The organism is Vandammella animalimorsus, from assembly GCF_002285285.1.
Taxonomy (GTDB): domain Bacteria; phylum Pseudomonadota; class Gammaproteobacteria; order Burkholderiales; family Burkholderiaceae_C; genus Lampropedia; species Lampropedia animalimorsus.
In genome coordinates this window covers 97,831-112,233 of sequence record NZ_NSJF01000003.1, presented here as the reverse complement: position 1 = coordinate 112,233, position 14,403 = coordinate 97,831, and the positions used below count along the sequence as shown (strand labels likewise).

Annotated in this window: 15 protein-coding genes; 10 read left to right on the top strand and 5 right to left on the bottom strand. The window is 65.6% G+C overall.

Annotation, left to right across the window (positions count from 1 at the left end):
- The first annotated feature begins 240 nt into the window (after window positions 1-240).
- Window positions 241-1,767 (top strand): acetaldehyde dehydrogenase ExaC, encoded by a 1,527-nt coding sequence (exaC, locus tag CK620_RS06970; RefSeq protein WP_095549707.1) that lies wholly within the window; start codon window positions 241-243, stop codon window positions 1,765-1,767.
- A gap of 145 nt (window positions 1,768-1,912) precedes the next feature.
- Entirely contained in the window at window positions 1,913-2,455 is a 543-nt protein-coding gene (locus CK620_RS06965) for a pyridoxamine 5'-phosphate oxidase family protein (RefSeq protein WP_179290595.1), read from the top strand.
- Window positions 2,456-2,483: 28 nt separating this feature from the next.
- On the opposite strand, the gene CK620_RS06960 is transcribed toward CK620_RS06965, so the two are convergent.
- Together CK620_RS06960 and smpB are read right to left on the bottom strand one after the other, a co-directional pair.
- A complete protein-coding gene (locus CK620_RS06960) occupies window positions 2,484-3,173 on the bottom strand; it encodes a hypothetical protein (RefSeq protein ID WP_095549705.1) in 690 nt (229 codons plus the stop codon).
- A 32-nt stretch (window positions 3,174-3,205) separates the two neighbouring features.
- Window positions 3,206-3,685 (bottom strand): SsrA-binding protein SmpB, encoded by a 480-nt coding sequence (smpB, locus tag CK620_RS06955; RefSeq protein ID WP_095539468.1) that lies wholly within the window; start codon window positions 3,683-3,685, stop codon window positions 3,206-3,208.
- 180 nt (window positions 3,686-3,865) lie between these two features.
- Here smpB and CK620_RS06950 point away from each other — a divergent pair, with 180 nt between their 5' ends.
- The 6 genes from CK620_RS06950 to CK620_RS06925 all read left to right on the top strand — a co-directional run bounded on the left by CK620_RS06950 (window position 3,866) and on the right by CK620_RS06925 (window position 8,171).
- Window positions 3,866-4,324 carry a type II toxin-antitoxin system RatA family toxin gene (locus CK620_RS06950; RefSeq protein ID WP_095539467.1) on the top strand — a complete coding sequence of 153 codons (459 nt, stop codon included), beginning with the start codon at window positions 3,866-3,868 and terminating at the stop codon, window positions 4,322-4,324.
- 27 nt (window positions 4,325-4,351) lie between these two features.
- A complete protein-coding gene (locus tag CK620_RS06945; protein ID WP_238945544.1) occupies window positions 4,352-4,753 on the top strand; it encodes an RnfH family protein in 402 nt (133 codons plus the stop codon).
- A gap of 93 nt (window positions 4,754-4,846) precedes the next feature.
- On the top strand, window positions 4,847-6,145 hold the full coding sequence (locus CK620_RS06940; protein WP_095549905.1) for an acetyl-CoA hydrolase/transferase family protein: 1,299 nt from the start codon (window positions 4,847-4,849) through the stop codon (window positions 6,143-6,145).
- Between the two features lie 88 nt (window positions 6,146-6,233).
- The gene (locus CK620_RS06935; protein WP_143325990.1) at window positions 6,234-6,629 is read left to right on the top strand and encodes a hypothetical protein; all 396 of its coding nucleotides are present in this window, start codon (window positions 6,234-6,236) and stop codon (window positions 6,627-6,629) included.
- Window positions 6,626-7,054 (top strand): type II toxin-antitoxin system VapC family toxin, encoded by a 429-nt coding sequence (locus tag CK620_RS06930; RefSeq protein WP_095549704.1) that lies wholly within the window; start codon window positions 6,626-6,628, stop codon window positions 7,052-7,054. The genes CK620_RS06935 and CK620_RS06930 overlap by 4 nt, the downstream gene beginning before the upstream one ends.
- A 73-nt stretch (window positions 7,055-7,127) precedes the next feature.
- On the top strand, window positions 7,128-8,171 hold the full coding sequence (locus tag CK620_RS06925; RefSeq protein WP_095549703.1) for a serine hydrolase domain-containing protein: 1,044 nt from the start codon (window positions 7,128-7,130) through the stop codon (window positions 8,169-8,171).
- 53 nt (window positions 8,172-8,224) lie between these two features.
- Here the strand turns inward: CK620_RS06925 and CK620_RS06920 are convergent, their stop codons facing one another.
- Together CK620_RS06920 and CK620_RS06915 are read right to left on the bottom strand one after the other, a co-directional pair.
- A complete protein-coding gene (locus tag CK620_RS06920) occupies window positions 8,225-10,225 on the bottom strand; it encodes a hypothetical protein (RefSeq protein WP_095549702.1) in 2,001 nt (666 codons plus the stop codon).
- A 136-nt stretch (window positions 10,226-10,361) separates the two neighbouring features.
- Window positions 10,362-11,693, bottom strand: coding sequence for an O-acetylhomoserine aminocarboxypropyltransferase/cysteine synthase family protein (locus CK620_RS06915; RefSeq protein WP_095549701.1), 1,332 nt, complete (start codon window positions 11,691-11,693; stop codon window positions 10,362-10,364).
- A 259-nt stretch (window positions 11,694-11,952) separates the two neighbouring features.
- Here CK620_RS06915 and CK620_RS06910 point away from each other — a divergent pair, with 259 nt between their 5' ends.
- Window positions 11,953-12,705, top strand: coding sequence for a Nif3-like dinuclear metal center hexameric protein (locus CK620_RS06910; RefSeq protein WP_095549700.1), 753 nt, complete (start codon window positions 11,953-11,955; stop codon window positions 12,703-12,705).
- A 100-nt stretch (window positions 12,706-12,805) separates the two neighbouring features.
- Here the strand turns inward: CK620_RS06910 and mscL are convergent, their stop codons facing one another.
- Window positions 12,806-13,225 (bottom strand): large conductance mechanosensitive channel protein MscL, encoded by a 420-nt coding sequence (gene mscL, locus CK620_RS06905; protein WP_095549699.1) that lies wholly within the window; start codon window positions 13,223-13,225, stop codon window positions 12,806-12,808.
- 533 nt (window positions 13,226-13,758) lie between these two features.
- On the opposite strand from mscL, the gene CK620_RS06900 reads away from it, so the two are divergent.
- Entirely contained in the window at window positions 13,759-14,358 is a 600-nt protein-coding gene (locus tag CK620_RS06900; protein ID WP_095549698.1) for a glutathione S-transferase N-terminal domain-containing protein, read from the top strand.
- Window positions 14,359-14,403: the final 45 nt, after the last annotated feature.

The following is a 14,403-nucleotide window of genomic DNA, read 5'->3' as shown; positions in this document are numbered from 1 at the left end:
AGAGTTGCTTGTTTGCAACTGGTGGTGCCAGTACCTACAGCAGCATGTCAGGCGGCCGATATGGCCTTGGCGAGCGGCGTTGGGGCCGCAGGCGGGCCGATGAAGGCGGATGGCCCTGGGATAAACCCGTAGTTTGCGAATATTGGTATGGATATTGCCTTGTGTGCTGTACTGCCAGCGTGGTGCGCCACGCTGGCAGGCTCTTCACCATCCACGCATTTTCAAAAGAAGGAGACACGCATGGACGCCAAGGAACTCAAGCGCATGGGCATCGACATCGACTTCCCCTATCGCGCCAGCTACGACAACTACATCGGCGGCAAGTGGGTGCCGCCAGTCAAGGGCGAGTATTTCGAGAACGTCTCGCCCATCACCGGCCAGCCGTTTTGCAAGGCGGCGCGCTCGGGCGCGGAGGACATCGAGCTGGCACTGGACGCGGCGCACGCGGCCTTCCCGAAGTGGGCCGCGACTTCGCCGCAGGAGCGCTCCAACGTGCTGCTGCGCATTGCCGATCGCATGGAGCAGAACCTCAAGCGCCTGGCCGTGGCCGAGACCATCGACAACGGCAAGCCGCTGCGCGAGACCATGGCCGCCGACGTGCCGCTGGCGATCGACCACTTCCGCTACTTCGCCGGCTGCCTGCGCGCGCAGGAGGGCGGCATTTCCGAGATCGACCACGACACCGTGGCCTACCACTTCAACGAGCCGGTGGGCGTGGTGGGGCAGATCATTCCGTGGAACTTCCCGCTGTTGATGGCGGCCTGGAAGCTGCCGGTGGCGCTGGCCGCGGGCTGCACCGTGGTGCTCAAGCCTGCCGAGCAGACGCCCGCTTCCATCATGCTGCTGATGGAGCTGATTGGCGACTTGCTGCCGCCGGGCGTGGTCAACGTGGTCAACGGCTTCGGCAAGGAGGCGGGCAACGCCCTGGCCACCAGCAAGCGCATCGCCAAGGTGGCCTTCACCGGCTCCACCCCGGTGGGCAAGCACATCCTCAAGTGCGCGGCGGAAAACCTCATCCCCAGCACCGTGGAGCTGGGCGGCAAGAGCCCCAACATCTTCTTTGCCGACGTGATGGACCACGACGACGCCTTTCTGGACAAGGCGCTGGAGGGGCTGTCGATGTTCGCGCTCAACCAGGGCGAGGTCTGCACCTGCCCCTCGCGCATCCTGGTGCAGGAGTCGATCTACGAGCGCTTCATCGAGAAGGCGGTCAAGCGCGTGCAGGCCATGAAGCTGGGCCACCCGCTCGATGCCAACACCATGGTGGGCGCGCAGGCCTCGCAGCAGCAGATGGACAAGATCCTGGGCTACTTCGATGTGGGTCAGAAAGAAGGCGCCAAGGTGCTCACCGGCGGCGCCCGCAGCCGCCCCGGCGAGGGCATCAACGAGGGCTTTTACGTGCAGCCGACCATGCTGTTCGGCCAGAACGACATGCGCGTGTTCCAGGAGGAAATCTTCGGCCCGGTGGCGGCTGTGACCACTTTCAAGGACGAGGAAGAGGCCCTGGCCATTGCCAACGACACCATCTTTGGCCTGGGCGCCGGGGTGTGGACGCGCAGCGGCACCCGCGCCTACCGCATGGGCCGCGGCATCCAGGCCGGGCGGGTGTGGACCAACTGCTACCACCTCTATCCGGCGCACGCGGCCTTTGGTGGCTACAAGCAATCGGGCATCGGGCGAGAGAACCACAAGATGGCCCTCAAGCACTACCAGCAAACCAAGTGCCTGCTGGTGAGCTACAACGCCAATGCGATGGGCTTTTTCTGACCGCTGCGGCCCAGACCGATGGCGCGATGCCCGTCTGCTTCGCGGGCGCGCGCCGCGCGGCGGCCCAGGCGGGCTGGCATGCGCCGAAACGGCGGGCAGCTTGCCCGCCGTTTTTTCTTGGGAACCTTTCGCAAAGGTATCCGCCATGAGCGAATCCATCCACGACGACGACCCCGGCTTCGGCGTCTTCCACGCGGGCGAGCTGCAAGCCCATCAGCGCTATGGCGCGGCGCGCCTGACGCGCGGGCTGGCTGCCTCGGTGCGCGACCGGCTCAACCCGCGCCTGATCGCGTTTCTGAAGGCCCAGCCCTTTTTCTTCATCGCCACCGCCAATGACCGCGGCGATTGCGATTGCAGCTATCGGGGCCGCCAGCACGCCCCGCCGAACGATCCGGAGCCGCTGCTGGCCGTGCCCGATGAGCGCACCATCGTCTTCCCCGACTACCCCGGCAACAACTTCTTCAACAGCATCGGCAACCTGCTGACCAACCCGCGCATCGGCATGCTGTTCATCGACTTTGCCAGCGCCACGCGCGTGCGCATCAACGGCACGGCGCGCGTGATCGACGAAGTGGGCGACTATTGGCAGGACTGGCCTTCGGCCGCGCGCCTGATCGAGGTGACGGTGCAGCAGGCCTACCCCAACTGCCGCGCGCGCATCCCGCGCCTGGTGCCCACCCCCGACTGAGGCGGCGCTTTCCAGCACGCGCTCAGCCTTACTGGCTTGCGCGGCGAATGAAATCTTCGTCTTGCGGCGTGCAGGGGTGGCGCGATTCGATCGGGTAGCCCAGGCCCAGGTAAAGCACCTGGCGTCGCTGGCCGGCTTGCGTCAGCAGGTTCAAGCCCTCGGCCCCTGCGCACATGCGCACGCGGATGTCTGGCGCGGCGCGCAATGCATGGGCGCCTTGGGCGCGCACGCGCGGCGCTGCCAGCGCCATGCCCAAAAAACTGTCCCCAGCGAGTTCGTCGGGGACGCGCAGACGGTAGTGCACGGGCGTGCTGCCATCCAGCGCCATGACCATGGGGTGCTCCGGTTTGTCGTCCCCAGCGCTCTGCTCGGATGCGCTCACGGGCTGGAGCGCGTCGGTCGCCAGGCGCCGGCAGCATCTGGGCTGGCCTGCATGATCGGGCCATTGCACCCACAGGTGCTCGCCCGCTGCCAGCGGGCGGGACAGGTGCACATGGGCCTGCCCATTGGGCGTGATGAGCACGAAGCCCGACGCGGGCAAGACGCCTGCCGGCTCGGCGGTGGTGGGCACCGGGGTGGTTTGCGCGCAAGCGCTCATACCGGCGGCCAGCAGCATCGCCAGCGCCGCACGGCGGCAGCGCTTGAGGAAGTCGGCCGGGGCGGGGCCGCTGGCGCCTGTGTTGCCAATCTGGTTAGTCGGGTTTGTGGGTGTGGGCATGGGTGGGCGCAAAGAAGATGGCGCGAGCTGGCTCAGCGCTGGCGCGACTTCATGGCGCGTTCGACTTCGCGCTTGCCTTCACGCTCCTTGATGGTGTTGCGCTTGTCGTATTCGGCCTTGCCCTTGGCCAGCGCAATTTCGCATTTGACGCGGCCGTTCTTCCAGTACAGGTGCAGCGGCACCAGCGTGTAGCCTTTTTGCTCGACCTTGCCCACCAGGCGCTTGATCTCGTCCTTGTGCAGCAGCAGCTTCTTGGTGCGGTCGGGCTCGGGGCGCACGTGGGTCGAGGCCGACTTGAGCGGGTTGATCTGCCCGCCGATGAGAAACAGCTCGCCATCGCGGATGACCACGTAGGCATCGGTGAGCTGGGCCTTGCCGCTGCGCAGCGCCTTGACCTCCCAGCCGTACAGCACCATGCCTGCCTCGTAGCGCTCTTCGATGAAGTAGTTGAAGAAGGCGCGCTTGTTCTCGGCAATGCGGCTGGGGGGGGATTTTTTGTCTTTGCTGGCCATGGGCTGGGATGGGGTGCGAGGGCGCTGCGCGGCGCGTCCGCTTGGTGTGCGTGGCTTGGGCAGGTAGGGCGGCGCTAGAATCGCCGCTTTGCCCGCGCCGGGCGCAGCGCCGCCTGCGAAACCGGCCATTGTATGCAAATGCGGCCTGGCTGCCCCGGCCTGGCTCGCTGGCGAGCGCCCATGAAACACGTCGAGAAATCCGCGCTGGTCTGGTTCAGCCCCGCGCAAATGTTTGCGCTGGTCACCGATGTGGCGAGCTACCCGCAATTTCTGCCCTGGTGCGATCAGGCCCGCGTGCTGGAGCAAGACGAGCACGGCATGCTGGCGGAGGTGGGCATGGCATTTGCGCGGGTGCGCCAGTCGTTTGTCACGCGCAACGAGCATGTGGGGCAGGAGCAGGTGCGCATGCAGCTGGTGCGCGGGCCGTTTTCCACGCTGCAGGGCGAGTGGACCTTCCAGCCCATCGGCGGGCAAAGCGCCGAGCAATCGCAGGCCTGCAAGGTCGGCCTGGTGCTGCGCTATGACTTCGACTCCGCCGCCTTGCGTCTGCTGGTCGGGCCGGTGTTTGACAAGATCGCCAATACCTTGGTGCAGGCCTTTGTGCAGCGCGCCGAGCAGCTCTATGGCAAGCCCGCTTGAGCAAGACCTGCACGAGTCGAAGCCGCTATGAGTGCCCCCCGCCCGCCAGTTGCTGCCAGCGACTCGAGCGCGCCGCCCATGCTGCAGGTGGAGGTGGCGCTGTGCCTGGCGCCGCGCTGCATCGAAGAGCGCCTGCTGCAGCTGCCGCAGGGCACGACGCTGGCGCAGGCCGTGGCGCTGCTGTTGCAGCAGCGGCCCTGCTCGCTGGATGAGGAGACCTGGCAGGCGCTGCAGGGCCAGTGGCGCTGGGGTATTTGGGGGCGCCGCACGCAGCCCGATGAAGTGCTGCGCGATGGCGACCGCATCGAAGCCTACCGTGAGCTGTTGGTGGACCCAAAGCAGGCGCGGCGTGAGCGTTTCGCCCGCCAGGGTGCGCGTGGCGTGGGCCTGTTCGCCCAGCGCCGCAAGGGATCCAAGCCCGGCTATTGATCGGGTACGGCCACTGTGGGCGATGGTTTGTGCCATGATCGCGCTTTGCTGAATTTGCGAACCATTCTCGACATCAAGCCAAAGGAACAGCCCATGCGCTTTGACACCCTCTACCGCGAAAAACGCCGCAGCCCCGAAGACGCCATGCGCGTGGTGAAGAACGGCGACACCATCGTCGTGCCCACTGGCGTGGCCGAACCGCCCAAGCTGCTGCAGGCGCTGTCGGCGCAACGGCGCGAGTTTGAGGGCGTGACAGTCTCGCAAATTCTGCCAGTGCGCAAATATGACTATTTCGATCCCGAGACTGTGCGCCACGTGCGGCACGTGGCCTACTTCTTTGGCGGCGCTTCACGCCCTGGCGGGCAGGAGGGCTGGGTGGATTACCGGCCCTCGTACTTCTCCGAAATGCCGGCGCTGATCGAGCGCGGCCTGATGCCTGCCGACGTGGTGTTCACCCTGGCCTCGCCCATGGACGAACACGGCTGGTTCTCCCTCAGCCTGGGGCCGGACTACACCATGGCCGCCATCAAGAAGGCGCGCGCCTTGGTGCTGGAGGTCAACCCCAACGTGCCTTTTGCCAATGGCAACTGCCACGTGCATATCTCGCAAGTGGCGGCGCTGGTGGAAAGCGAAGACCCGGTGTTCGAGGTGGGCCTGCCCACCATTGGCCCGGTGCAGCAGGCCATTGGCAAATACGTGGCGGAGATGATTCCCGACGGCGCCACGCTGCAAATTGGCTACGGCGCCATTCCTGACGCCGTGGTCATGCAGCTGACCGACAAGAAAGACCTGGGCGTGCACACCGAGATGATCGGCGACGGCATCATGACCCTGGTGGAAGCGGGCGTGGTCAACAACCGCCGCAAGAACTACCTGCCGGGCAAGATGGTGGCCACCTTCGGCCTGGGCAGCAAGAAGCTCTACCAGTTCATGCACCGCAACCCGGCGCTGGAGATGCACCCGGTCGATTTCACCAACGACCCCTACCTGGCGGGCCAGAACGACAATCTGATTGCCATCAACGCCACCATGCAGATCGACTTTCTGGGCCAGTGCGGCTCCGAATCGCAGGGCATCAAGGTGTACTCGGGCACGGGCGGGCAGGCCGACTTCGTGCGCGCTGCCAACCGCAGCCGCGGCGGCAAGGCCTTCATCGTGATGCCCTCCACCGCCAAGGACGACACCATCTCGCGCATTGCCCCGGTGCTCAGCCCTGGCACGCACGTGACCACCAGCAAGAACGACATCGACTACGTGGTCACCGAATACGGCGTGGCCCAGCTGCGCGGCCGCACCGCGCACGAGCGCGCCAAGTCGCTCATCGCCATTGCCCATCCCAAGTTCCGCGATGAGCTGACCGAAGCCGCGCGCAAGATGCGGCTGATGGTTTGAGAATCTCTGCGCACAGGCTCTGCACAAACCAAACGGCTTGTCATACAATGCATGACAAGCCGTTTTGCCGTTGACCAAGGAGTGCGCCATGCGTGTCAATGCCCGTTTTGATGAAGAAGCCCAGCAGCAAGTGGCCTATCTGGCCGAAGTGACCGGCATGGGCGTGAGCGAGGTGCTGCGCACCAGCGTGCAGCATTACTACGATACCGTGCGCGCGCAGCGCAGCGGGCTGCGGCACCTGGGCGCGTTCATCGGCCAGGGCGACAGCGGCCGCGCCGACGTGGCCGGCCGCTACAAGGCGCGCCTGGCCGAAGGCTGGGCCGGCAAATACGCGCCGCCCGCCGCCGCGCCGGCTTGGCAAGTGGCTGAACCTGCCCAGCCGCCGTACCCAGCCACACCTGCCACGGCGGGCGAGGGCGGGCCCAAGGCAACCCAAAGCGCCGCCAAAAGCGCTGGTAAAGCCGCCCCAAAAGGCCGCGCATGATCATTGCCGACGCCGGCTTTTTCTATGCGCTGGTGGACCGGCGCGATGCCTGGCACAGCCGCGCCGTGGCGGCGCTGGGCACGCAGGCCGAGGGCTGGGTGACCACCTGGCCCGTGCTGACCGAGGCCACGCACCTGCTCATGCGCTGGATCGGCCCCGACGCCGCCCGCGCGCTGCTGGACGAAGTGGCCGACGGCAGCATCGCCACCTGGCACTGGCCCGCCACCCAGAACGCGCGCCTGTCGCAACTGATGGCGCGCTACCAGGCCCTGCCGATGGATCTGGCCGACGCCTCGCTGGTGCTGCTGGCCGAGCACCTGGGCCATGGCCGCATCCTCACCACCGATGAGCGCGACTTTGGCGCCTACCGCTTCAAACGCCAGCACCCGTTTGAAAACCTGCTGCTGGGGCGCGCGCATGGCTGAAGCTTTTGCACGGTTTTTGCCCCGCCGTTAAAGCGCCCGCCCCACCCATACAAGAGCGAGACAAGGCCCAGGCATGAGTGGACACGGCGCCCAGGATTTGCAAACCCGGCTGGCCCACACGCTGGCCAAGGCCGTCGATGGCCGCCGGATTTTCGGCGCGGCCTTCTGCCTGGGCCATCAGGGGCAAATGCATGGCGCGGCGGCGGGCGACTTGGATCTGGACACGCCGTTTTTCATCGCCAGCGTGACCAAGCTGTTCACCACCGCGCTCATCATGCAACTGCGCCGCGCAGGCGCACTGGCGCTGGACGAACCTGTGGCGCGCCATCTGGACGCAGCCCTGTTGCAAAAACTGCCCGCAACGCTCACGCCACGCCAACTGCTGGCCCACACCGCCGGGCTGCCCGACTACTTCGAAGGCGCCGATGCCCAGGGCCGGTGCTGGCTGCGCCAACTGCGGCGCGGCCCGGACTTTGGCTGGAGCGCCGCCGAGGCACTGGCGCGCAGCCGCCAGATCGGCCCGGCCCGCCCCGCCGGCGCGACCGGACGGGCGCGCTATTCCGACAGCCACTACCAGTTGTTGGGCCTGTTGATCGAGTATCTGACGGGCCAGCCCCTGGCGCACTGCTACGCGCAGCACATCTGCGCGCCGCTGGGGCTGACGCAAACCTATCTGTACCAAGACCCTGCCGACCGCACACCGCGCGACATCTACGACCACGCCCGGCCACTGCACCGGCCGCTGGCAATGGCCTCGTTCCGCGCCGATGGCGGCATGGTGTCCACCGCGCCCGAGCTGCTGCGCTTCGTGCAGGCTTTTTTCGGTGGCGAGTTGTTTCCCGCAAGCGACTTGCACGAGCTGCAAGTGTTCCGCCCCCTGTCGCTGTTGTTTCCCATGCAGGCGGGCGTGGGCCTGCAACGGCTGAAGCTGCCCTGGCTGCTCGACCCGCTGCGCCGCGCGCCGCCGCTGCTCGGGCACATCGGCCTGTCCGGCGCGCTGGCGCTGCACTGCCCACGGCGTCAGATCGCCATTGCCGGCACCGTCAACCAACTGGCCGTGCCCGGCACCGCGTTGCGGCTGGCGCTGCGCATCTTTCGGCAGGCCAGCAAAGGTTGAGCCAATCCACGGGCGACGGATGCAAAACGTGCGCCGGTCAAGACCATCGGTGATCAACGCGCAGGCGCATCAACGGCCAGCACCTGGCCCTGCAGGCTGGCGATGGCATGGCCCAGTACGTACAGCCCATCGCCGCCGCTGCCGGTGATACGCAGCCGCTCGGTGGTGATGGGGCCGCCGGGCACCGGCAGCGCGTGGTTGGTCATGACCACGGACGCTGCCGGGGGCACGTGGCCGATGGCCTGCCACTGGCCATTGACCAAGGCGCTGACTTGGTATGCATCGCCTGGGTCGAGCGAGAGCTCCAGCTGGTCCAGCGCCATGGGGTGGGGCAGTTCGATCTCCAGCGCGTGCTCAAAAATTTGATAGTGCTGGGTGTAGAAGGGCTTGCCGAGGTCGAAGCGCGCCTGCAGCGCGCCCAGCGCCACGCGGTGCACGCTGCTGCTGGCGGCAATCACGCCCTGGCGGTAGGCGCTGGTATCGCCCATGTCCAGCCCGAACAGATTGGCCTGCACGATTTGGCGCAGGCGCTGTGGGTCGTTCAGCGGCGCGCGCGTGAGTGTGCGCAGCGTTTCGTAGGCGCTGTGCAGGGCCGGGTCGCTGAGCAGGTTCTGATCCTGGCGGATGCTGGCGATGTAGTTGCCCGGCAGCACGCGGTAGAAATGGCCGATGCGCCATGGCGTGCTGGCCTTGGCCGGCAGCCGGGCCAGCAGCGGATCGGCCAGCGCGCAGGTGTCAATCAAGTGCGCGTGCGGGCCTTGGTGGATGGAGGTAAAGCCCAGGCCGCCGCAGATGGCATAGACCTGCCGCTGGCCGCTGGCGCGCCAGGCTGCGGCCTCGGGTGCGCGCAACTGGCCGCGCAACCAGCCGGTGTCGCGGTAGTAGTGGCCGCGCTCGTTGGCGATGCCGCTTGGGCCGATCTCAGGCGCGTGGTAGCTGGCGCCGCTCAACACCGTGGGCGTGTGAGGCACGCCCAGGCCCAGGGCCAGCAGCAGGGCAGCGCCTGCAAATGTCCAGGCGAGATGCTGTGGCGTGCCGCCTGCGTGTGCGGTGCTGGCCAGCAGCACGATCAATGCTGCGAAGAAGGGCACAGTCAGAAAGCGCCCGGCCATGAAGTCGCCGCCGATCGACACCACATAGGCCAGGTACAGCGCAATGCCCAAGGCCAGTGCGCGCGCTGGCGCGCCTTTGCGGGGGCGCAGGCCGGCAACCAGCCCAAGAGCGATGACCAGCAGCGTCAGCGGGTCGGTGCGTGCGCTGTGTGCCAGGTAGCGCAGCCCTTGCGCCACGCGCTCATCCCAAGCAATGCCAGTGCCCAGCTTGGCGTAGGCGGTGTTGGGCCAGGGCCAGCCGTAGTAATACAGGGAGAACGCACTCCAGGCCAGCACGGGCAATGCGCCCAAGGCCCAGGCGGCCAGCAAGGTCTTGGGTTGTGCGCGCAGCTGCCAGGACAGCCACAGCGCCAGCGGCGCCAGCAGCACGGCCAAGTCCGGGCGGGTCAGATAGGCCAGGCTACAGGCGATGAAAAAGCCTGCGCATGCGACCAAGGGAACGGGCTGGAGCGTGCCGCCAGCAGGGCTCAAGCGCAGCGCATGGGCAGCACAGCCATAGGCCAGCAGTACCAGCGCATGCGCCAGCGGGTTTTCCAGCCCAGAGGTTGAGAAATCGATGAAAGCCTGCGACAACAGCACTGCCAGCATCACCAGCAGCAGCTGCGGCACACGTGGCGCCAAGGCCAGCAATAAGGCCGCCAGCGTGGCCAGCGACACGCCGATGGACAGCGCATGGCTGGCTGCAAACACATCGCCGCGCCACAGCAGGCTCAGCGCGCTCAGGGCCAGAAACCACAGCGGATGCGTATAGGCCTGCACGCGCTCATCCAGGTTGAAGCGCGGCCCCCAGCCATGGATGGTGTTGAGCACGGTGCGCAGCGTGATGGCCGCGTCGTCGGAAATCCAGGCCGTGCGCAGCAGCACCGTGGCAAAGGCCGCCAGGGCCATGGCAATCAACAGGGTGCGCAGCAGCGGGGAGCAGGGGCGGGCGGTTTGGGGCATAGGCGCGCATCATGCCGCAGGATGGGGCTGCCCCAAGCCGCCGGCCATTGCTCGCGATGGTCAACCGCAGTGACAGTGACACGGCGCGCGGGCCTGTGCAAGGCGCCAGGCGATTGGCGCCCCTGCGACTGGCCGATCACACGGCCTGCAGTGCCTGCTCCAGATCGGCGATCAGGTCGTCGATGTGCTCGATGCCGATGCACAGGCGCACGGTTTCTTCCTTGACGCCGGTTTGGGCCAGCTCCTGGGCCGAGAGCTGGCGGTGCGTGGTGCTGGCCGGGTGTGTGGCCAGTGATTTGGTGTCGCCGATGTTGACCAGGCGCGTGAACAGCTGCAGTGCGTCAAGAAACCGCTCGCCCGCCGAGCGGCCGCCGCGCACGCCGAAGGTCATCACGCCCGAGGCCTGGCCGCCCAGGTACTTCTGCGCAAGCGCGTGGTCGGGGTGGCCCGGCAGGCCGGCGTAGCCGACCCATTGCACCTTGGGGTGCTGCTGCAGGTATTGCGCCACGGCCAGCGTGTTGCTGCAGATGCGCTCCATGCGCAGGCCCAGGGTTTCGATGCCTTGCAGAATCAAAAAGGCGTTGAATGGCGAGAGCGCGGCACCCATGTTGCGCAGCGGCACGACGCGTGCGCGGCCGATGTAGGCCGCCGGGCCCAGCGCCTCGGTGTAGGTCACGCCGTGGTAGCTCACATCCGGCTCGTTCAGGCGCTTGAAGCGCTCCTTGTGCTCAGCCCAGGGAAAGCGCCCGGAGTCGATGATGGCCCCGCCGAGGCTGGTGCCATGGCCGCCCAGGTATTTGGTCAGCGAGTGCACGACGATGTCGGCGCCATGTTCGAAGGGGCGCAGCAGATAGGGCGTGGCCACTGTGTTGTCAACGATCAAGGGCACGCCGTGGCGGTGTGCGAGCTCGGCCAACGCGGCGATGTCGGTGACATTGCCCAGTGGGTTGCCGATGGATTCGACGTACAAGGCTTTGGTGCGCGCGTCGAACAGGCCCTCGAAGCTGCTCAGGTCGGCCGTATCGCCAAAGCGCGTGCCAATGCCCAGCTGTGGCAGGGTGTGGGCCAGCAGGTTGTAGGTGCCGCCATACAGCGCACTGGCCGAGACGATGTTGTCGCCGGCCTCGGCAATGGTCTGGATGGCATAGGTGATGGCCGCCTGGCCCGAGGCCAGCGCCAGCGCGCCCACGCCGCCTTCGAGCGCTGCCAGGCGCTTTTCCAGCACATCGGTGGTCGGGTTCATGATGCGCGTGTAGATGTTGCCCTGCACCTTCAAGTCGAACAGATCCGCGCCATGCTGCGCGTTGTCAAAGGCATAGGCCACAGTCTGATAGATGGGCACTGCCACCGATTTGGTGCTGGGATCGGGCGTGTAGCCGCCGTGCACGGCAATGGTTTGCAGCTTCCAGTGGGCGGCGCGCTCGGCGGATGTGGCCTGCGTTTCGGATGGCGTGTGGCTTTCGGGCATGGTGAGCTCCTTGGTGTGTGGTGGCTGGGGCCAGATCCTTTTGGCTCTGGCAGGGCGGGCGCAGCTTATCCGCTTTGCTGCAGGGCAACAAATAACAATGAGGCATGAGCATATGTGCGGGCCACCGATGTGTGTTTGTACCGCTGGCACCAGCGCCTGCGGTCAGCGGTGGTAGATTGGCGCGCCTTGCGTGGCCTGGCAGCGTGCGTTGCTGCCCGCGCTGTGTGCTGTTTATTGCTTGAACGATTGAACGCGCCCCATGACTGTTTCCCGCGACCGCCTGCTCGATGCCTTTACCCAGGTTCTCGACCCCGATGCCTTCGACGACTATGGCCCCAATGGCCTGCAGGTCGAGGGAAAGCCGCAAATTGGCAAGATCGTCAGCGGCGTGACGGCCAGCGCGGCTTTCATCGATGCAGCCATCGCCGCTGGCGCCGATGCCATCGTCGTGCACCATGGCCTGTTCTGGCGCGGCATGGACGGCACGGTCACCGGCTGGATGAAGCAGCGCCTGCAGCGCTTACTGGCGCACGACATCAATGTGCTGGCCTACCATCTGCCGCTCGACGCCCACCCAGAGTGGGGCAACAACGCCCAGCTGGGCCTGCACATGGGCTGGGGGACGGGCGCGCCGCTGCGCGAGAAATCGCTGGTGTTTCGTGCAGACCTGGCCACGCCCTATGCCAATGGCCAGGCCCTGGCAGATCAGTTGCAGCACAGGTTGGGCCGCACGCCCATTTGCATCGACGCGGGGCGTAGCATCCGCACCCTGGCCTGGTGCACGGGCGGTGCGCAAGGCTATTTCCAAAAAGCCATTGATGCGGGGGTCGATGCCTTCGTCACTGGAGAGATCTCCGAACCTCAGGCCCACCTGGCCCGCGAATGCGGCGTGAGCTTCATTGCTGCAGGCCATCACGCCACCGAACGTTATGGAATGCCGGCGCTGGCAGGCCACATTGCCAGTCAACTGGGCCTGGAGCATGAGTTCATCGAAATCGACAACCCGGCGTAAGGCCCTGCGCTCTGCCATGTGGGCGCATTGCTCCAGGGCATGAAAAAAGCGCTCTTGGCAGAGCGCTTTTGTTTTGTTGTGGCCGGCTTGGGCCTGGGGGTCAGCGGCGCAGGCTGTCGCGGATTTCGCGCAGCAGTACGATGTCTTCGGGAGTGGCTGCAGGCGCTGGCGGGGCGCTGCGCTTGAGGCGGTTGATCTGCTTGATCATCAGGAAAATGATGAAGGCCAGGATCAGGAAGTTCAGCGCAATGGTGATGAAGTTGCCGTAGGCCAGCACGGGCACGCCAGCGGCGCGGTAGGCTTCGAGCGAGGGAGCTGTCCCGGGGGGAACTTCGCCGAGGGTGATGAACAGGTTGGAGAAATCCAGCTTGCCAAATGCCAAGCCGACAACGGGCATGATCAAGTCGCCGACGACGGAGTCGACGATCTTGCCGAATGCCCCGCCGATGATGACGCCCACGGCCAGGTCAATGACATTGCCTTTGATGGCAAATTCGCGAAATTCCTTGAAGAAGCTCATGCAAATATCCTCTCTTTAATGATGATGGGCGCCATTGTTGTGCGGCGTTTTGGCGATGGTTGCATGAGAATGGAAACAGCTTGTTTGGCAGGCTTTCTGCTTGCAGCGCTGGGGGAGCGCTGGGCCATGGCGCCACGGGTTTGGCATCTGGCAATGCTTGATGCGCGGCATTTTTGCTTGTAATGGCTGCAAATGAGAAGGTTTTCTGCCTCGAAGCCGGGACTTGAGCGCATGGGGCAGGGTTGGGGCAGGGGGCGCTTGGGGCCGCAGGGCGCAGCGCTGGGCGGCATAGGTGCTGAAGCGTCCTGTTACAAAAAACGCCTGGGCCAGGGCGTGCGCCCAACGGCACAAAACCTGCCGCAACCCGCTGCGGGCAGTCTTGTCCTGGCTTGAAATCGCCAGTGTGAATTTTGTATGATGCCGCGTTGCCCTGCCGGGGCGCTGCGTGGTTTGCCCAACAGGGCAAGCCAAGCGTGCATGAGCAGCGGCCCAGAACTTGGCTAGGCGTTGATTTTTTTGAGGAATTCCCACCAATGATGGTCTTGTATTCGGGCACCACCTGCCCGTTTTCCCACCGCTGCCGCTTTGTCCTGTTTGAAAAGGGCATGGACTTCGAAATCCGCGACGTGGACTTGTTCAACAAGCCCGACGACATCGGTGTGATGAACCCCTACGGGCAGGTGCCGATTCTGGTCGAGCGCGAGCTGATCCTGTATGAGTCCAACATCATCAATGAGTACATTGACGAGCGCTTCCCGCATCCGCAGCTGATGCCGGGCGATCCTGTGGACCGGGCCCGCGTGCGTCTGTTCCTGCTCAATTTCGAGAAAGAGCTGTTCGTGCACGTGAGCACGCTGGAGTCTGGCGATGCCAAGGCCAAGGACAAGGCGCGCGCCCACATTCGCGATCGCCTGACGCAGTTGGCGCCCAACTTCATCAAGAACAAATACATGCTGGGTGAGAATTTCTCGATGCTGGATGTGGCCATCGCCCCGTTGCTGTGGCGCCTGGAGCACTACGGCATCGAGCTCAGCCGCAATGCTGCGCCGCTGCTCAAATACGCCGAGCGCCTGTTCTCCCGCCCTGCCTATATCGAGGCCTTGACGCCTTCGGAAAAGGTCATGCGTCGCTGAAGGCGAGAGTCTTCAGCCTAGCCCTGGGGCGCATCGCTTTTTTGT

Coding starts and splice junctions, on each gene's coding strand:
- CK620_RS06960 (WP_095549705.1), bottom strand. CDS start 3,173: ATGCCCACACCCACAAACCCGACTAACCAGATTGGCAACACAGGCGCC.
- CK620_RS06940 (WP_095549905.1), top strand. CDS start 4,847: ATGCGCTTTGACACCCTCTACCGCGAAAAACGCCGCAGCCCCGAAGAC.
- CK620_RS06915 (WP_095549701.1), bottom strand. CDS start 11,693: ATGCCCGAAAGCCACACGCCATCCGAAACGCAGGCCACATCCGCCGAG.
- CK620_RS06900 (WP_095549698.1), top strand. CDS start 13,759: ATGATGGTCTTGTATTCGGGCACCACCTGCCCGTTTTCCCACCGCTGC.
- CK620_RS06920 (WP_095549702.1), bottom strand. CDS start 10,225: ATGCCCCAAACCGCCCGCCCCTGCTCCCCGCTGCTGCGCACCCTGTTG.
- CK620_RS06910 (WP_095549700.1), top strand. CDS start 11,953: ATGACTGTTTCCCGCGACCGCCTGCTCGATGCCTTTACCCAGGTTCTC.
- CK620_RS06935 (WP_143325990.1), top strand. CDS start 6,234: ATGCGTGTCAATGCCCGTTTTGATGAAGAAGCCCAGCAGCAAGTGGCC.
- CK620_RS06950 (WP_095539467.1), top strand. CDS start 3,866: ATGAAACACGTCGAGAAATCCGCGCTGGTCTGGTTCAGCCCCGCGCAA.
- CK620_RS06965 (WP_179290595.1), top strand. CDS start 1,913: ATGAGCGAATCCATCCACGACGACGACCCCGGCTTCGGCGTCTTCCAC.
- mscL (WP_095549699.1), bottom strand. CDS start 13,225: ATGAGCTTCTTCAAGGAATTTCGCGAATTTGCCATCAAAGGCAATGTC.
- CK620_RS06930 (WP_095549704.1), top strand. CDS start 6,626: ATGATCATTGCCGACGCCGGCTTTTTCTATGCGCTGGTGGACCGGCGC.
- CK620_RS06945 (WP_238945544.1), top strand. CDS start 4,352: ATGAGTGCCCCCCGCCCGCCAGTTGCTGCCAGCGACTCGAGCGCGCCG.
- smpB (WP_095539468.1), bottom strand. CDS start 3,685: ATGGCCAGCAAAGACAAAAAATCCCCCCCCAGCCGCATTGCCGAGAAC.
- exaC (WP_095549707.1), top strand. CDS start 241: ATGGACGCCAAGGAACTCAAGCGCATGGGCATCGACATCGACTTCCCC.
- CK620_RS06925 (WP_095549703.1), top strand. CDS start 7,128: ATGAGTGGACACGGCGCCCAGGATTTGCAAACCCGGCTGGCCCACACG.